Annotated in this window: 16 protein-coding genes; all 16 read left to right on the top strand. The window is 63.3% G+C overall.

The features are described 5' to 3' along the window. The first annotated feature begins 59 nt into the window (after window positions 1-59). The 16 genes from ACIO0C_RS12545 (at window position 60) to ACIO0C_RS12470 (ending at window position 16,721) form a co-directional block, all read left to right on the top strand. Window positions 60-1,736 carry a DUF1302 domain-containing protein gene (locus ACIO0C_RS12545; RefSeq protein WP_401312219.1) on the top strand — a complete coding sequence of 559 codons (1,677 nt, stop codon included), beginning with the start codon at window positions 60-62 and terminating at the stop codon, window positions 1,734-1,736. Between the two features lie 138 nt (window positions 1,737-1,874). After that, entirely contained in the window at window positions 1,875-3,086 is a 1,212-nt protein-coding gene (locus ACIO0C_RS12540; protein WP_401312216.1) for a thiolase family protein, read from the top strand. 5 nt (window positions 3,087-3,091) lie between these two features. Continuing rightward, a complete protein-coding gene (locus ACIO0C_RS12535; protein ID WP_401312213.1) occupies window positions 3,092-4,039 on the top strand; it encodes a MaoC/PaaZ C-terminal domain-containing protein in 948 nt (315 codons plus the stop codon). A gap of 247 nt (window positions 4,040-4,286) precedes the next feature. After that, a complete protein-coding gene (locus ACIO0C_RS12530) occupies window positions 4,287-5,192 on the top strand; it encodes a VOC family protein (RefSeq protein ID WP_401312211.1) in 906 nt (301 codons plus the stop codon). Then, window positions 5,189-6,064 (top strand): CoA transferase subunit A, encoded by an 876-nt coding sequence (locus ACIO0C_RS12525; RefSeq protein WP_401312209.1) that lies wholly within the window; start codon window positions 5,189-5,191, stop codon window positions 6,062-6,064. Before ACIO0C_RS12530 ends, ACIO0C_RS12525 begins: the two co-directional genes overlap by 4 nt. 11 nt (window positions 6,065-6,075) lie before the next feature. Beyond that, entirely contained in the window at window positions 6,076-6,873 is a 798-nt protein-coding gene (locus tag ACIO0C_RS12520; protein ID WP_401312207.1) for a CoA-transferase subunit beta, read from the top strand. A 16-nt stretch (window positions 6,874-6,889) separates the two neighbouring features. Then, window positions 6,890-7,801: an enoyl-CoA hydratase gene (locus tag ACIO0C_RS12515; protein WP_401312204.1), complete on the top strand. Its 912-nt coding sequence runs from the start codon at window positions 6,890-6,892 to the stop codon at window positions 7,799-7,801. Next, window positions 7,798-8,928 carry a nitronate monooxygenase family protein gene (locus tag ACIO0C_RS12510; RefSeq protein ID WP_008056568.1) on the top strand — a complete coding sequence of 377 codons (1,131 nt, stop codon included), beginning with the start codon at window positions 7,798-7,800 and terminating at the stop codon, window positions 8,926-8,928. Before ACIO0C_RS12515 ends, ACIO0C_RS12510 begins: the two co-directional genes overlap by 4 nt. Window positions 8,929-8,946: 18 nt before the next feature. Beyond that, window positions 8,947-9,699, top strand: coding sequence for an enoyl-CoA hydratase family protein (locus ACIO0C_RS12505; RefSeq protein ID WP_008056567.1), 753 nt, complete (start codon window positions 8,947-8,949; stop codon window positions 9,697-9,699). Between the two features lie 9 nt (window positions 9,700-9,708). Then, window positions 9,709-10,869, top strand: a complete 1,161-nt coding sequence (locus ACIO0C_RS12500; protein ID WP_401312200.1) for an acyl-CoA dehydrogenase family protein — start codon at window positions 9,709-9,711, stop codon at window positions 10,867-10,869. 9 nt (window positions 10,870-10,878) lie between these two features. Next, window positions 10,879-11,937: an acyl-CoA dehydrogenase family protein gene (locus tag ACIO0C_RS12495; protein WP_401312197.1), complete on the top strand. Its 1,059-nt coding sequence runs from the start codon at window positions 10,879-10,881 to the stop codon at window positions 11,935-11,937. 3 nt (window positions 11,938-11,940) lie between these two features. Beyond that, on the top strand, window positions 11,941-13,092 hold the full coding sequence (locus ACIO0C_RS12490) for an acetyl-CoA C-acetyltransferase (protein ID WP_401312195.1): 1,152 nt from the start codon (window positions 11,941-11,943) through the stop codon (window positions 13,090-13,092). Window positions 13,093-13,126: 34 nt separating this feature from the next. After that, window positions 13,127-14,005 carry an SDR family oxidoreductase gene (locus ACIO0C_RS12485; RefSeq protein ID WP_401312192.1) on the top strand — a complete coding sequence of 293 codons (879 nt, stop codon included), beginning with the start codon at window positions 13,127-13,129 and terminating at the stop codon, window positions 14,003-14,005. 232 nt (window positions 14,006-14,237) lie between these two features. Next, window positions 14,238-15,023: an SDR family oxidoreductase gene (locus tag ACIO0C_RS12480; protein ID WP_401312189.1), complete on the top strand. Its 786-nt coding sequence runs from the start codon at window positions 14,238-14,240 to the stop codon at window positions 15,021-15,023. A gap of 10 nt (window positions 15,024-15,033) precedes the next feature. Beyond that, window positions 15,034-15,504 carry a MaoC family dehydratase gene (locus tag ACIO0C_RS12475; RefSeq protein WP_008056561.1) on the top strand — a complete coding sequence of 157 codons (471 nt, stop codon included), beginning with the start codon at window positions 15,034-15,036 and terminating at the stop codon, window positions 15,502-15,504. Between the two features lie 8 nt (window positions 15,505-15,512). Continuing rightward, complete coding sequence (locus ACIO0C_RS12470; protein WP_401312186.1) at window positions 15,513-16,721, top strand: acetyl-CoA C-acyltransferase; 1,209 nt, start codon at window positions 15,513-15,515, stop codon at window positions 16,719-16,721. Window positions 16,722-16,746: the final 25 nt, after the last annotated feature.

Below are 16,746 nucleotides of genomic sequence, written 5' to 3'. Positions count from 1 at the left end.
GAAATAGTGGTGTTCTTGCACTTTGCGCGGCCATCAGGTCGTTAATCGGGAGAGGCAGTGTGAATAATAAAAACAACAAAAATGGTGCAGGCCCAGCTGTATCGGGCTTCGAGTTATCGGGTCTGGTGGCGGCGATCGCACTGGTGTCCACACCCGCATGGTCAGGTGAAACCATCGAGTTCGACAACGGGGCGACGATTGACTGGACCGTGACGACCAGTTACGGGCTAGGGGTTCGCTTGTCCGACCCGGACAAGAACCTGTTGACGCTCAACGCCGATGACGGCGATCGCAACTTCGACAAGGGCAGCCTGGTCACCAACCGCGTGGGTGCCTTGGCCGAGATGATCCTGCGCAAGGACAACTACGGCGCCGTACTGCGTGCCAGTACGTTCTACGATGATGTCTACCATCGCTCCAACGACAACGACTCACCGTCCACTGTCAACAAGACCGGGGACCACAATGAGTTCACCAGTGACACCAAATACTACAGCGGTGGACGCAGCAAGTTTCTCGATGCCTACGTGTTCAGCGGCTGGCGCTTCGATAATGATTCGATGCTCGACGTCAAGGCCGGACGCCACATCGAGTCGTGGGGTGAAAGCCTGTTTTACCCCGGTGTCAGTGGCGTGCAGAACCCGTCCGACGCGGTCAAGGCGGCCCAGCCCGGGGTCGAGGTCAAGGAAGTGCTGTTGCCGGTCGGGCAATTTTCGGCTTCCTATCGGTTGAACCCGCAGCTGACCTTTGGTGCGTATGTGCAATACGAATGGATGGGGACGGAACTGCCGCCGGTGGGCAGCTACCTGTCTACCAGTGATGTGGTCGGGCCAGGGCGTGAGTTCATCCGCAACGCCAACGGCACGCGGATCGACTACAAAGGCACCGATGAACCCCGTGACAGTGGACAGTGGGGGGTTCAAGTACGATTCCGCCCGGTACCGGCCCTGGAACTGTCATTGTTCCATGTCAATTATCATGACAAGAACCCCGCCACCGCGCTGGTGGGGTATCAGCCCATTCCCGTCGCCCCGGGCGCGTTCGCCGGTGTACCGAACGGCTATCGGATCACCTACTTTGAAGACATCAAGCTGACCGGGATCAGTGCCTCGACCAAGATCGGCGAAACCCAGATAGGTGGCGAGTGGTCTTATCGCGATGGTGCCCCGGTGATGGTCAACACAGGCCTGGGCCCGACGCCAACCCGCGGCAAGGGCCAGCAGATGCAATTGTCGGCCATCCGCATCCTCGGCGACCGGCCTTGGGCGAGCCAGACGGCGCTGACGGCCGAGATCGTGCATGTGCGCGTCGACAGCGTGGATGATGCCTCGGCGGCACCGAACCTGCAGGCGCTGGGCAACAGTCTGATTCCGGCCATGCGCCCGCTGGTGCAGCCGTCCGATGACTACACCTACAAGACTGCAACGGGCTGGCGCAGCAAAACCGCCAGCGCCTACACCGTGGGGGCATCCTTCAGCTACCCGGGCGTGTTCGAAGGCTGGGACCTGGAAGTGCCGGTCAACTTCTCCAACGTGTTCAGTGGCGCCACGCCAATGGCCGGAACCATCTCCGGGCTGCAAGGCGACCGCCGGCTGAGCCTGGGCACCACCTTCAAGTACCTGGGAAACCTGGAAGTCGCCCTGCGGGTCACCAGCTACCTGGGTGACGCGGACCCGGTCAAGCGTTTGCTGGCCGACCGTGACTATGGCACGTTCTCGGTGAAATACAGCTTCTGATCACCGTGCAGGCGCCCGCGCCGGGTCGATCCTGGTGCTGGGCGATGTTCTGGTCCAAATGGACGATCATTTGCCGCACGCGTTGTGGCATGGTCGCAAGACAAAAGCACAAGTGCACAGCCTTCGAGTGGAGGATACATGGGTCTGAAAGGTCATGCGGCGATAGTAGGCACCGCACAATACAAACCGGAAAAATACGCCACCGCGCCGAGGATGTTCCACCTCGAACAGGTGGCCGACCTGGCCGCGCAAGCGCTACGGGACGCAGGATTGCGTGCCGAGGACCTCGACGGTCTAGTGATCAACGGCCCGCATTTTCATGAAGCTTCGGTGTTCGTGCCGGCCATGGCCGCCGAGTACCTGGGCTTGACCCTGAATTTTGCCGAAGTGGTCGACCTGGGAGGTTGCACCTCGGTGGGCATGGTCTGGCGAGCGGCCGCGGCGATCGAGTTGGGCTTATGCCAGGCCGTGCTGTGTGTACTGCCAGCGCGCCTGGCGCCGATGGGGCCCGACGAAGATCCCGGCGCGATCGCCCGTGCCATGCGCTACGGCGGCCACAGCACAGCCTTTGGTGCACCGGAGGCGGAATTCGATTTGCCTTACGGACACATGGGCCAGAATACCGGCTACGCCATGATTGCCCAGCGCTATGCCGCGCAGTACGGATACGATCCGGTGGCCATGGCCAAGATCGCGGTTGACCAGCGCACCAACGCCTTGGCCAACCCCCAGGCGATGTTCCATGGCCAGCCGTTGAGCATCGAGCAGGTGCTGGCGAGCAAGCGGGTGGCCGACCCGCTGCACATCCTCGAAATAGTCATGCCCGTGGCCGGTGGTGCGGCAATGATCATTGCCTCCAAAGAAGTTGCGGCCCGTGCGCGTAAACGCCCGGCATTCATCACAGGCTTCGGCGAGCACCTGGCATTCAAGTCGCCCTCGTATGCGCAAGACATGCTCAACACGCCAATTGGTCCGGCCTCGCGTCGTGCCTTCGATATGGCCGGGCTCAAACCTGCAGACGTCGATGCGGCGCAAATCTACGATTGCTACACCATCACCGCGTTATTGACCCTGGAAGATGCCGGCTTCTGTGCCAAGGGCGAGGGTATGCGCTTTGTACGCGAGCATGACCTGACCTGGCGCGGCGATTTCCCGATGAACACCCACGGTGGCCAGCTCAGTTTCGGCCAGGCCGGCGCTGCCGGGGGAATGTCACAGGTGATCGAGGCCGTCACTCAGATCAGCGGTGAAGCGGGTGAACGCCAGCTTGAGCGTTGCGACGCCGTCTACGTCTCCGGGACCGGTGGCGTGATGAGCGAGCAGGCCGCGTTGATTCTTCAGGGAGCATGACCAGCATGTCGAACAATAAACCAATGCCGGTACCGACCGATATTTCTGCACCGTACTGGGAAGGCCTGAAAGCGCAACGGTTGTTGATCCAGCAGTGCAACGCCTGCGAACACTGGGTGTTTTACCCGCGTCGGCACTGCCCGCGTTGCCTGGCCCACGACCTGACCTGGCGTGACGTGAGCGGTGGCGCCAGCCTGTACAGTTTTACCGTGGCGCGCATCCCCACGTTGTCGGACTTCGCCGATGAAATGCCGCAGAAACTGGCGGTCATCGAGCTGGATGAAGGCGTGCGGATCAATACCACGCTGGTGGGGCTTGAAGAGGACCAGATTCGCATCGGCATGCGTTTGAAACCGGTGTTTGCCGAGGTCGACGCAAAAGGTACGCGGTTACTGCGCTTTACCGGCATGGAGCAGGACAGCGCCGCGCTGCAGCACTGGGCCGGGGCGCCTAAAACGCAACCTGTGGAACAACTTGAGGTTGCACCTGCGCGCCTGATTGCCATGGACGATGAGGTGGCGCTGCAGAGCCTGGTCAGTGAAACCTTCAGCGACTGGAGCAACGAAATTGTTGTCGATCAGGCCTTGATCGATGCCTTCGCGTTGTTGTCGGGTGATGACTACTGGATTCATACCGATCCTGAGCGTGCGCGCAAGGACAGCCCGTTTGGCGGCACCATCGCCCACGGTGCGCTGGTGCAGGTGCTGCAATCGCGGCTCAAACTGCAACTGGGCTATGAGATCACCGGCTTTGGCACCATGGTCAACTACGGCTCGGACCGCCTGCGCTTCCCGGCACCGGTGCCAGCCGGTGCGCGGATACATGCGCGGGCCAGGGTCAAGCAGGTGGCGCGGGTCAAGCGCGGTACCCAGCTCACACTGGAAGTGAACACCCATGTGGTTGGCAGTGATCGCCCTTCGGTCATCAACGACCTGGTGATTCTGTACATGTAATCCTGCGATCGGGTGCAAAGGGCGGTTCTACCGCCGTTGCACACCGGTCACGGGCCAAACCGTTCCTGCCGCCATTTCGTTCGCGAGTCCGCAAGGCAGCAGGAACCGACCCTGGGGCGCCTCTGGCGCCCCTGACGTTTCTCTTTCCCCCAATAGATCAGGCCCTTAGTCTCAACGGACGATGAGGCACCTGCCCGTCCTCAGCACAATGAAGACCAACAAAGGTCCAGTCATTGAGGAGCAGGGCATGATGGATATCCGGGGGTTGAGCTACTTCGTCGCTCAAATCAAAAACCTCAGTCAGTGGCAACGCTATGCCGAAGACGTGCTGGGCATGATGGTCGTGCCTGCACCCGGTGGCGGACTGTACGTGAAGATGGACGAGCGACCCTTTCGCATGCTCATCGTCGAGGGCGCCGAAGCGGGTTACCTGGCGTCTGGCTGGGAACTGGCCAGCGAAAGGGCTTTCAACGCCGCGCTACAGGCCCTGGAACAGAATGGCGTGCGCTGGCAGGCGGGCACTGCCGCCGAGGTCGAGCAGCGTGGCGTACAGGCACTGGTCAGTGTCCTTGATCCGTCCGGCAACCGTCACGAGCTGAGCTGGGGGCATCGCTCCGACTGCCTGCCATTTGTCTCGCCCCAGGGTGTGCCGGGTTTCATCACCGGTGACATGGGCCTGGGGCACACGGTGCTGCCGGCTCCGGACTTCGATGCCACCCTGGCATTCGCCAAGGATGTGCTGGGGTTCGAACTGTCGGACATCTTCAACTTTCGCCCCGACCCGCTGGCGCCGCCGATCCGGATCCATTTTCTGCATTGCCGCAACAGTCGCCACCACTCGTTGGCGCTCGCGGAGTTCGCAGTCCCTTCGGGCTGTGTGCACGTGATGGTGGAAGTGGGTTCGATGACCGAAGTGGGGCGTGCCCACGACCGGCGCCTGGTCCATCAGGTGCCGCTGTCGGCCACCCTCGGCCAGCACCTCAACGATCTGATGACCTCGTTTTACATGAAGACCCCATCCGGCTTCGACCTGGAGTACGGCTACGGCGGCCTGCAAGTGAACTGGGCCGAACACTCGGCCTTCGAATTTACCCGCGTAAGCCTGTGGGGGCATGACTTTTCAGTCGGCCAACAACAAGGAGATGAGCAATGAACAAGCAAATGACGGCGGCTGACGCGGTGGCGCAACTGCGTGATGGCATGACCATCGGCTTCGGTGGTTGGGGCCCGCGGCGCAAGCCGATGGCGGTGGTTCGCGAGATCATGCGATCCGATGTCAAGGACCTGACCGTGGTGGCCTACGGCGGACCGGAAGTGGGCATGCTCTGCGCAGCGGGCAAGGTGAAAAAGCTGGTGTTCGGCTTTGCCACTCTCGACGCCATCCCGCTGGAACCCTACTACCGCAAGGCCCGGGAAGCCGGTGGCCTGGAATTGATGGAAGTCGATGAGGGCATGTTCCAGTGGGGACTGCGTGCGGCGGCCATGCGCCTGCCGTTTTTACCGACCCGCTGCGGCCTGGCCACCGATGTCACGCGCCTCAACCCTGAGCTCAAGACCATTCAATCGCCCTATGCAGACGGCGAGGTGCTGCTGGCCATGCCGGCGCTGAATCTGGATGTCGCCTTTGTTCACGTCAACGTCGCCGACCGCTTGGGCAACACGCTGGTCACAGGCCCCGACCCGTACTTCGATCACCTGTTCGCCCGCGCTGCCGGGCAGTGTTTCGTGTCTTGCGAACAGCTGCATGAACGCCTCGAGTTGAGCACCGAACAGGCACGTTGCAACACCTTCGAACGCTATCTGGTCAGCGGCGTGATCCATGCCCCCTTTGGCGCCCACCCGACCGCCTGCCAGCCCGAGTACGGCTGGGACCTGAGCCACCTCAAGCGTTATGCCGCCAGTGCTGGCGAGGAGGGCGGCTGGCAAGCCTATGTCGAGGAGTACGTGGCGGCGGGCGAAGTGGCTTATCTGGATAAAAACGGCGGTGCCGAACGCATGGGCTCCCTGGCTCTGCCGGTGTTCTGAGGAAGATGAAAATGTCGAGTACCTGTGAATTTACCCTCGCCGAACTGATGATCGTCGCGGCCAGCGAAGCCTGGCGCGACAACGGCGAATTGATCGCTTCAGGCCTTGGCGTGATCCCGCGCCTGGGCGCGAGCCTGGCCAAGCTCAGCCACAGTCCGCAATTGCTGATGACCGACAGCGAGGCCTACCTGGTCGAGGACCCCATCCCCCTGGGCCCGCGTGGTGATTTTGTACCGCGTTATTCGGGCTCGATGAACTTCGAACGGGTGTTCGAGTGCGTCTGGGGTGGTCGTCGCCACGCCATGATCGGCCCGACCCAGATCGACCGCTGGGGCCAGAGCAACCTGTCCTGCGTGGGTGATTACCACAAGCCCAAGGCCGCCATGCTCGGTGTCCGTGGCCTGCCGGGCAACAGCATCAACCATATCAACTCGTTCTTCGTCCCCAACCACAACACCCGGGTGTTCGTCAGCGGTGAAGTGGACATGGTCTCCGGCGTCGGCTTCAAGGCCGAGCGCTGGCCGCAAGGGGTACGCCGCGACCTGATGGACATTCGCCTGATCGTCACCGACCTGTGTGTGATGGATTTCGACGGCCCGGACCGTGCCGTGCAGGTGCGCAGCCTGCACCCGGGCGTGAGCTTCGAACAGGTGCAGGAATGCACCGGCTTCCCGTTGCTCAAGTCGTCGGCGCTCAAGGAAACCGTGCACCCGACTCCCGAGCAGTTGGCACTGATCCGTCGACTCGATCCCCACGATTACCGCAGCACGGCGATCAAGGGCAACCCGGCCGGCATTCGCGCGGCTTAACGCGAGGGACACGAGCATGAACAGCCCTGACAGTGAATTCGTCCAGCGTGAAGACCATTCGGTCTACGAAACGCAGGAGCCGGTGTTGTACGCCGTGGCGGAGGGTATCGCCACGCTGACCATGAACCGGCCAGGCTTCAACAATGCGCAGAACTCGCAAATGACCTATGCGCTGGATGCGGCGTTGCGCCAGGCGGTCAACGATGATGCGGTCAAGGTCATTGTGCTGCGTGGGGCCGGCAAGCACTTTTCCGCCGGCCATGACATCGGCACGCCGGGACGGGACATCAACAAACCGTTCGAGCGCGCGCACCTCTGGTGGGACCACACCAATAAGCCTGGCGGCGAGCAGCTCTATGCTCGCGAGCAGGAGGTGTACCTGGGCATGTGCCGGCGCTGGCGCGAATTGCCCAAGCCGACCATTGCCATGGTCCAGGGTGCCTGTGTCGCAGGGGGGCTGATGCTGGCCTGGGTCTGCGACCTGATCGTGGCCAGCGACGATGCTTTTTTCCAGGACCCGGTGGTGCGCATGGGCATTCCGGGGGTGGAGTATTTTGCCCATCCCTATGAGCTCAACCCGCGCATCGCCAAGGAGTTTCTGTTCACCGGTGATCGCATGAGCGCCGAGCGCGCTTACCAGATGGGCATGGTCAATCGGGTATTGCCTCGCGAGGCGCTGGAGCAGGCTACCTACGCGCTGGCGGCCAACATTGCCCGTCAACCGCGCATGGGCCTGGCCCTGACCAAGCAGGCGATCAATCATGTTGAAGACCTGCAGGGCAAGCGCACGGCCATGGACGCCGCCTTTGCCTGGCACCATTTCGCCCATGCGCACAACGAGTTGCTGTCGGGTGACAAACTCGGCGGCTTCGACGCCAAGGCCATGGCCCAGGCGAACAAAGCTGCCGTCAGCGGAGAGCAGGCATGAGCCGCTGGATGAGCACGCCGCTGACCGAAGCCCTGGGGTGCCGCTATCCGATTGTGCAAACTGCCATGGGCTGGGTCGCTGACGCCAACCTGGTGATCGCCACGACCCGGGCTGGCGGTTTCGGTTTTCTCGCCGGTGCGACCATTGCTGGCGATGTCCTGGAGGGCGAAATCCAGAAGGTGATTGCCGCCACCGGTGGCAGCAATTTTGGCCTGAACTTCCACATGTTCCAGGAGAATGCCGGGCAGTGCGTCGACCTCGCGATTCGCTACCGCTTGCGCGCAGTGAGTTATGGCCGAGGCCCGGACAAACAGACCATTGCCCGGTTCAAGGCGGCCGGGGTGCTGTGCATCCCGACGGTGGGGGCGCTCAAGCATGCCCTCAAGGCCGTGGAACTGGGCGCGGACATGATCACCATCCAGGGCGGTGAGGGCGGCGGGCACACCGGTGGTGTGCCGAGTTCGATCCTCCTGCCTCAAGTACTGGATGCGGTGTCGGTGCCGGTGATTGCCGCCGGGGGTTACTCCACCGGGCGGGGGCTGGCCGCAGCGCTGGCCGCCGGAGCCTGTGGCATTGCCATGGGCACAAGATTCCTCATGACCCGTGACTCGCCGACACCTGCAGCCACCCTGGTGCATTACCTCAAGGTCAGCGACCCGCAGCGGGTACGGGTGACTACTGCGGTCGACGGCATGCGCCACCGCATGATCGACAACCCGTTCATCAACCGCCTGGAGCAGGCCGGATCACTCGGTCGCCTGCGCATCGCCTTGCGCAGCGCCTGGAAATGGAAACAGCAAACCGGCATGAGCCTTGGGCATTTGTTCGCAGTGCTGCGCCAGGCCCTCAAGGAAGACCCCGGTGCGGTGTCGCAAACGGTCATGGCCGCCAACCAACCGGTGTTGCTGCAGCGCTCGATGATCGACGGCGTGCCGGACGAGGGGATTCTGCCCAGCGGCCAGGTCGCCGCCGCCATCGGTGAGCTGAAGACCTGCCAGCAGGTGATCGAGGAAATTGCCGGGCAAGCCGAACGCTGCCTGGATGCCCTGATGGCCCGACAACACGAACAAACGCCTGCGCGGGCGCAGGAAAACTGCAGCCCATCTTCAATCGAGCAGGCCCGCTGAGCACTGGAGAAGACAACCATGAGTCAAGCATTTACTACACAGATCGACGCGGGCATTGCCGAATTGGTGCTTGCCAAACCGCCAGTCAACGCCCTGGACAGCCAGGAATGGATGGAGCTGGCCGAGGAGGTCCAGGCGCTGGGTGCCAATCCTCAGGTCCGGGTCATCGTCATTCGTGCCGAGGGCCGCGGTTTCTGCGCCGGTGTCGACATCAAGGAGCTGGACGCCCACCCGGATCGGATCATCGCGGTCAACGCCGGTAACTACGCGGCGTTCAAGGCAGTGCACCGGACTCCGGTACCGGTGATCGTCGCCGTGCATGGCTTTGTCCTGGGTGGCGGTATCGGCATTACCGGCGCCGCCGACATTGTCGTGGCCTCCGAGTGCGCCACCTTCGCCCTGCCCGAAGTAGACCGCGGGGCCATGGGCGGCGGTGCGCACCTGCAGCGTTTGTTTCCGGTGCAGAAGGTCCGTTACCTGTTCTTCACCGGCGACAAGATCGGCGCCGCCGAGGCTGCGCAGTACGGTTTTATCGAGCGTGTGGTGCCAAGGGAGCAGCTGCGTGAAACCGCCCTGGAAATCGCGGCCAAGATCGCCGCCAAGAGTCCGGCGATGATCCGCATTGCCAAAGAAGCCCTCAACGGTATCGAAGACGGCAACCTGGAAGACAAGTACCGCTGGGAGCAGGGCTTTACCCTGCAGGCCTACACCAGTCCGGATTCTGCCGAAACCCGCCGCGCCTTCGTCGAAAAACGCGACGCGAAGTTCTGAGAGGCTGCCATGGAACTAGCTTATACCCCGAAACAAAAGGCCTTTCGCCAGGAAGTCCGCGAGTGGCTGGCGGCCAATCAGCCGACGGCACCCTTGGCCAACTACGACACCCGTGAAGGCTTCGAGCAACACCGTGCGTGGGAAGCGAAGCTGTTCGAGCAACGCCTGTCGATGGTCATGTGGCCCAAGGAGTACGGGGGCCGGGATTGTGACCTGATCGAGTGGTTGATTTTCGAAGAGGAATACTACGGCGCCGATGCGCCGATGCGCATCAACCAGAACGGCCAGCTGCTGCTCGGGCCGACCCTGATGGAGTTCGGCACCGAGGCGCAGAAACAGCGCTTCTTGCCGCGCATGGCCTCGAGTGTCGACATGTGGGCCCAAGGCTGGTCGGAGCCGAATGCCGGCTCCGATATGGCCGCGATCACCAGCAAGGCCATCCGCGATGGCGACCACTATGTGCTCAACGGACAGAAAACCTGGTCCAGCCGCGCCTTGTTTGCCGATTGGCTGTTTGGCCTGTTTCGCAGTGACCCGGCCTCGACCCGGCACAACGGCCTGTCGTTCGTGATGGTGCCGCTCGATGCCCCGGGGGTGACCATTCGCCCGATCCGGGCCCTGAACGGCAAGAACACCTTCGCTGAGGTGTTCTTCGACGATGTGCGGGTGCCGGTGGAAAACTGCATTGGTGCCGAAGGCCAGGGCTGGCATGTGGCAATGGCCACCGCAGGTTTTGAGCGTGGCTTGCTGTTGCGCTCGCCGGCGCGCTTCCAGGCCACGGCGCGCAAGCTGGTGCAGCTGTACCGCGCCCACCGCGAGAGTGCCGATCGCGACCCGAGCATTCGTGACGCGGTGGTCGATGCCTGGCTGGGCGCCGAAGGGTATGCGCTGTCGTCCTATCACACCGTCGGGCGCTTGAGTCAGGGGGCGCAGATTGGTGCCGAGTCGAGCATCAACAAGATTATCTGGTCGGAACTCGATCTGAAGATGCATGACACCGCCATGCGCATCCTCGCCTCCCGCGGCGAGTTGTTGAACAGCGCACCGCAGTCGCCGGGCGGTGGCTGGCTCGACGGTTTCCTGTTCGCCCAGGCCGGGCCGATCTACGCCGGCACCAACGAAATCCAGCGCAACATCATCGCCGAGCGGATGCTCGGCCTGCCGAAATAGGAGCCGGCCATGGACTTTACCTTTACCGATGACCAGCTCACCTTTCGTGAAGCAATCAGCCGTTTCCTGATGACCGAGGCGGCCCCCGAGATGCTGCGCGAAATCTGGGAAACCGACGCCGGGCGCTCGGCAGAGTTGCGCGGCAAGATTGCCGAGCAGGGCCTGACAGCCTTGTCGGTGCCCGAGCAGTTCGGCGGCCTGGGCATGGACGATGTGGCCTGGTCGTTGATGACCCAGGAACTGGGTTACTACGCCATCCCCGACTCGCTGGCCGATACCGCTTATGTGATTACCGGCCTGCTCAATGGCCTGCCGGCGGACAACCCGCTCAAGGCCAGCCTGCTGCCACGCATCGCCGATGGCAGCGTGCGCATGGCGATCGGGCACCCGATCAACCCGCTGGTGCCCGATGCGGGCATGGCCGAGTGGCTGATCCTGGCCCATGGCGATGAAGTGCATGCGGTGCCACGCTCGCAGGTCGATGTGCAGGCCAACGCCAGTATCGACGCCTCCCGTCGCCTGGGCCAGGTGAGCTGGCAGCCCGGCCCTGAGACCCTGCTGGTCGGTGGAGAGCAGGGCCGTGCCTTGTGGGCCCAGACCCTGAATCGTGGTGCCTTGTCGGTGGCCGGCCAACTGCTGGGGCTGGCCCAGCGGATCCTCGACCTGTCGGTGGACTACGTGGCCCAGCGCAAGCAGTTCGGCAAGCCGATCGGCAGTTTCCAGGCGGTCAAGCATCACCTGGCCGATATCGCCAGCAAGATCGAGTTCGCCAAGCCGGTACTCTATCGCGCGGCCCACGCCGTGGCCAAAGGTGAGCGGGGCGCCGACGTCTACGTCTCGCAAGCCCGGTTGGCCTGCTGCGACGCCAGCTGGCTGGCGGCGCGCCATGGCATCCAGGTCCATGGTGCCATGGGGTACACCTGGGAAGTCGACCTGCAAATGTTCATGAAACGTGCCTGGGCGCTGGACCCGTCCTGGGGCGACCGCGCCACCCACAAATCCCGCGTCGCCGCCTATGTGCTCAGCGACGAAGCCCGGCTTGGGCCGGGCACCACCTTCGAGGACTGAGCCATGCCCCAAGCGTATATAGTCGATGCCCTGCGCAGCCCCACGGGCAAGCGCAAGGGTAGCCTGGCCCATGTTCATGCCATCGACCTGGGTGCCCATGTGTTGAAGGCGCTGGTCGAACGCAACGCGATTCCCGCCGAAGACTATGACGACGTGATCTTCGGTTGTGTCGATGCCATCGGTTCGCAAGCGGGCGACATTGCCCGCACCAGCTGGCTGGCCGCGGGCCTGCCGCTGAATGTTCCGGGCACCACCGTTGACCGTCAGTGCGGTTCATCCCAGCAGGCGCTGCACTTTGCCGCCCAGGCGGTGATGAGTGGCATGCAGGACGTGGTGGCGGTGGGCGGCGTGCAGACCATGACCCAGATCCCGATCTCGTCGGCGATGCTCGCGGGTCAGCCCCTGGGGTTCAGCGACCCGTTTTCCGGCAGCAAGGGCTGGCAGGCACGTTTTGGCAACCAGCCGGTCAACCAGTTTTACGCCGCCCAGCGCATCGCCGATCACTGGCAGATCAGCCGCGCGGACATGGAAGGGTTCGCCCTGGAAAGCCATCGACGCGCCCTCGCGGCCGCCGACGCCGGCTATTTCGCCAGCGAGATCGTGGCCTGTGAAGGCCTGGCGTTTGATGAAACCCCGCGGGTCAGCAGCCTGGAAAAGATGGCCAGCCTGGAGCCGGTGAGCCCGCAGTTTCCGTCAATCACCGCGGCAGTGTCGAGCCAGACCTGCGATGCTTCGGCAGCGCTGCTGGTGGTCTCGGAAGCGGCACTCAAACGCTACGGGCTGACACCCAGGGCGCGTATCCATCACTTGTCGGTACTGGGTGATGATCCGATCTGGCACCTCACCGCACCGATTGCGGCCACCCGTGCTGCGCTGAAGAAAGCCGGCATGGGCATGGCGGACATCGACCTGGTGGAGATCAACGAGGCCTTTGCCTCGGTGGTCATGGCCTGGGCCAAGGAGCTCGATTACGACCCGGCCCGCACCAACGTCAATGGTGGCGCCATCGCCCTTGGCCATCCGCTGGGTGCGACCGGTGCGCGATTGATGACCACGCTGCTGCACTCGCTTGAACGCACGGGCGGGCGCTATGGCCTGCAAACCATGTGCGAAGGCGGTGGCCAGGCCAACGTCAGCATTATCGAACGGCTCTGAAGCCGCCCCACACTCAGGAACAGGAAAACACTCCATGGGAATCTGTGCAGGTCGTACCGTGATCATCACCGGTGCCGGAGGCGGGCTCGGCCGCGCCTATGCGCTGGCCTTCGCTGCCGAAGGCGCCAACGTCGTGGTCAATGATATTCGGCGCGAGGCGGCCGAAGCCGTGGTCGACGAGATTTGCTCGAACGGTGGCCAGGCGATCGCCAGCGATGGCGATATCACCACCCTGAGCAGCGCCCAGGGCATCGTCGATGCCGCGCTCGCGGCTTTCGGCGAAGTCCATGTGCTGGTCAACAATGCCGGGGTCCTGCGTGACCGGATGTTCATCAGCCTCTCGGAAGAAGATTGGGACATAGTGATGCGCGTGCACCTGAAGGGGCATTACTGCCTGGCCAATATTCTCGGGCGGCGCTGGCGTGACCTGGCCAAGGCCGGTACACCGGTGGCCGCGCGCATTATCAATACCAGTTCCGGGGCCGGCCTGCAGGGCTCGATCGGGCAATCGAACTACTCGGCGGCCAAGGGTGGCATCGCATCCCTGACCCTGGTGCAGGCGGCGGAACTGCGGCGCTATGGCGTTACGGCCAACGCCTTGGCCCCGGCGGCGCGCACGGCGATGACCGAAAGCGCCATGCCGGATATGGTCAAAAAACCCGAAGACGACAGCTTCGATGCCTGGGCGGCGGAGAACGTCGCTCCCCTGGTGGTATGGCTGGGCAGCGAAGCGTCCGGGCATGTCAGCGGCCAGTTGTTCGAGAGCCAGGGTGGGCGAATCTCCCTCGGCGACGGTTGGCGCACGGGCGTTACCCGCGACAAGGGTGCGCGCTGGCAGGTAGCGGAAGTGGGCGCGGCAGTCGATGCGATCCTTAACGAAGCGCCCAAGGCCCAGAAGGTCTGGGGCAGTTAAGACCTTCCTCCGTGTAGGCGCTAGCCTGCTCGCGATGGACGTCAACGATAACGCGACCTGTCTGAATGATCGTGTTGTCTGGGCGTTTTTCGCGAGCAGGCTCGCTTCCACATTCGAAATGCATTCCCTTGTAGACCCCCGCCATTATCCACCCCGTCCGTTTTGACGATGTGCCCGCTCCCGGCGGCCTTTATACCTGTCGACATCGTGTTTTCTGTCAGAGGTATAGATCGTGAAACAAGCCCCTCCCTATGTTCCTGGCCACCAGTTGCTGGCTGGCAAATCCGTTCTCATCACTGCTGCCGCTGGCGCAGGCATCGGTTACGCCGCGGCCCGGCGCTGTGCCGAGGAAGGCTGCCGCGCCCTGATGATTTCCGATGTGCATCCCCGGCGCCTGGAGCAGGCGGTCGAGCAGCTCAAGGCCGACACCGGCTTGCAGGCGGTGTACGGCCAACTGTGCAACGTCACCGTCGAGGCCGAGGTGCAGGCGCTGGTCGCCGCCGCCGAGCAGGCCCTTGGTGGCGTCGATGTGCTGATCAACAACGCTGGCCTCGGTGGTTCGAAGCGGGTGACCGAGATGAGCGATGAGGAATGGCTGCGGGTCATCGATGTGACGCTCACCGGCACCTTCCGCATGACCCGCGCGATGTTGCCGCACATGGAACGTCGCGGTTCGGGGGCCATCGTCAACAACGCCTCGGTGCTCGGCTGGCGTGCGCAGAAGGAACAGGCGCACTACGCCGCCGCCAAGGCCGGGGTCATGGCCCTGACCCGTTGCAGCGCGCTGGAAGCGGCCGAAAGCGGGGTGCGCATCAACGCGGTGTCGCCTTCGATTGCCTTGCATGAATTTCTCAAGAAGGCCTCCAGCGAAGAAATGCTGGCAAAGCTGGCCGACCGTGAAGCCTTTGGCCGTGCTGCCGAAGTCTGGGAGGTCGCCAACGTGATGATTTTCCTGGCCAGCGACTACGCCTCCTACATGGTTGGCGAAGTGCTGTCGGTCAGTTCGCAACAGGCTTGAGGACATCTCCATGAGCACCCGATTCAGTAGTGCCGAGCAAATGCTCAAGGCCCAGGGCCTGGACCTGGGCGTCACCGACTGGCTGCAGCTGACCCAGGAGCGGGTCAACCTGTTCGCCGATGCGACCGGCGACCAACAGTGGATACACGTCGATCCCGAGCGCGCCGCCAACGGGCCGTTCGGGGCATGCATCGCCCATGGCTACCTGACCCTGGCGCTGGCCAACCTGTTCATGCCGCAGCTCATGAGCATCGACAACATGGCCATGGGGGTCAACTACGGCACCGACCGCGTGCGCTTTCCCGCCGCGGTGAAAGTCGGCGCGCGGGTACGCGGCCGAGGCCAGGTGACCAGCGCCGAGATGATCGGCAGCGCCGTACAGCTGGTGGTGCGCATCAGCGTTGAAATCGAGGGCGCCGAGCGCCCCGGCTGCGTGGTCGACACCATCAGTCGCTACACCTTCAATCCCATTACCGAGTGAGCCTTTGCATGGACAAGAATGACGTTGTAATCGTTGCCACCGCGCGTACCGCGCTGGCCAAATCCTTCCGCGGCTCGTTCAACGACACCGAAGCCCCGGTGCTCGGCGGCCATGTGGTGCGGGCCGTGGTGGAACGTGCCGGTATCGATCCGGGTTCGGTGGACGATGTGATCATGGGCGCAGCCGTGCAGCAGGGCACCCAGGGCTACAACATCGGCAGGCTCTGCGCCTACACCGGCGGGTTGCCGGACAGCGTGCCGGGCATGGCCCTGGATCGCATGTGTGCCTCTGGCCTGATGAGTATCGGCATGGCGGCGAAGAACATCCTGGCCGGTGAAATGAGCATTGCTATCGCTGGCGGCGTCGAGTCGCTGTCGCTGACCCAGAACAAACACAAAAACACCTATCGCAATCAGTCGCAGGCGGTGCTGGCCTGCATGCCCGGCGCCTACATCCCGATGATCGAGACCGCCGAGATTGTCTCGCGGCGCTACGGTATCAGCCGTGCCGCCCAGGACGACTATGCGTTGCAAAGCCAGCAACGCACAGCGGCTGCCCAGCGTGATGGTTTGTTCGATGGCGAAATCGTGCCGTTGCAGGCGCGCAAGCAGCTGTTCGACAAGGAAGGTCAGCCAGAGGGCCATGAACAGGTGCTGGCCGATCGCGATGAATGCAACCGCCCATCGACCCGACGCGAAGACCTGGCCGCCCTCAAACCGGTCTGGAAGAACGGTCAGTGGGTCGAGCAAGGTGAATTCATTACGGCTGGCAACGCCTCGCAGTTTTCCGATGGCGCCTCGGCCAGCTTGCTGATGAGCCGCGGGCAAGCGGCGGCGCTGGGCCTGCAGCCGCTGGGCATCTATCGCGGCATCGCCGTGGCCGGCTGCGCGCCGGAGGAGATGGGTATCGGGCCGGTGGTCGCGGTGCCCAAGCTGCTCAAGCGCTTTGGCCTGAGCGTGGCCGATATCGGTCTGTGGGAAATCAATGAAGCCTTTGCCTGCCAGGTGCTGCATTGCCGCGACGCCCTGGGCATTCCCCCGGAGCGCCTGAACGTCAATGGCGGGGCCATTTCCATCGGTCACCCGTTCGGCATGTCCGGTGCGCGCATGGTCGGTCACGCCCTGCTTGAAGGGCGTCGCCGCGGCGCGCGCTACGTGGTCGTGGCGATGTGCATTGGCGGCGGCATGGGCGCGGCGGGCCTGTTCGAACTTCCTTGATCACGGATTGGGTCGTTCGGCACCG

It is taken from the genome of Pseudomonas sp. NPDC087336 (assembly GCF_044744285.1).
In the GTDB taxonomy this organism is placed as follows: Bacteria; Pseudomonadota; Gammaproteobacteria; order Pseudomonadales; family Pseudomonadaceae; genus Aquipseudomonas.
This window is presented reverse-complemented; position numbering and strand designations above follow the sequence as displayed.

What these genes read in the sequence shown, in the direction of transcription:
- ACIO0C_RS12540 (WP_401312216.1), top strand. Translation starts at nt 1,875, where the DNA reads ATGGGTCTGAAAGGTCATGCGGCGATAGTAGGCACCGCACAATACAAA.
- ACIO0C_RS12535 (WP_401312213.1), top strand. Translation starts at nt 3,092, where the DNA reads ATGTCGAACAATAAACCAATGCCGGTACCGACCGATATTTCTGCACCG.
- ACIO0C_RS12530 (WP_401312211.1), top strand. Translation starts at nt 4,287, where the DNA reads ATGATGGATATCCGGGGGTTGAGCTACTTCGTCGCTCAAATCAAAAAC.
- ACIO0C_RS12525 (WP_401312209.1), top strand. Translation starts at nt 5,189, where the DNA reads ATGAACAAGCAAATGACGGCGGCTGACGCGGTGGCGCAACTGCGTGAT.
- ACIO0C_RS12520 (WP_401312207.1), top strand. Translation starts at nt 6,076, where the DNA reads ATGTCGAGTACCTGTGAATTTACCCTCGCCGAACTGATGATCGTCGCG.
- ACIO0C_RS12515 (WP_401312204.1), top strand. Translation starts at nt 6,890, where the DNA reads ATGAACAGCCCTGACAGTGAATTCGTCCAGCGTGAAGACCATTCGGTC.
- ACIO0C_RS12510 (WP_008056568.1), top strand. Translation starts at nt 7,798, where the DNA reads ATGAGCCGCTGGATGAGCACGCCGCTGACCGAAGCCCTGGGGTGCCGC.
- ACIO0C_RS12505 (WP_008056567.1), top strand. Translation starts at nt 8,947, where the DNA reads ATGAGTCAAGCATTTACTACACAGATCGACGCGGGCATTGCCGAATTG.
- ACIO0C_RS12500 (WP_401312200.1), top strand. Translation starts at nt 9,709, where the DNA reads ATGGAACTAGCTTATACCCCGAAACAAAAGGCCTTTCGCCAGGAAGTC.
- ACIO0C_RS12495 (WP_401312197.1), top strand. Translation starts at nt 10,879, where the DNA reads ATGGACTTTACCTTTACCGATGACCAGCTCACCTTTCGTGAAGCAATC.
- ACIO0C_RS12490 (WP_401312195.1), top strand. Translation starts at nt 11,941, where the DNA reads ATGCCCCAAGCGTATATAGTCGATGCCCTGCGCAGCCCCACGGGCAAG.
- ACIO0C_RS12485 (WP_401312192.1), top strand. Translation starts at nt 13,127, where the DNA reads ATGGGAATCTGTGCAGGTCGTACCGTGATCATCACCGGTGCCGGAGGC.
- ACIO0C_RS12475 (WP_008056561.1), top strand. Translation starts at nt 15,034, where the DNA reads ATGAGCACCCGATTCAGTAGTGCCGAGCAAATGCTCAAGGCCCAGGGC.
- ACIO0C_RS12470 (WP_401312186.1), top strand. Translation starts at nt 15,513, where the DNA reads ATGGACAAGAATGACGTTGTAATCGTTGCCACCGCGCGTACCGCGCTG.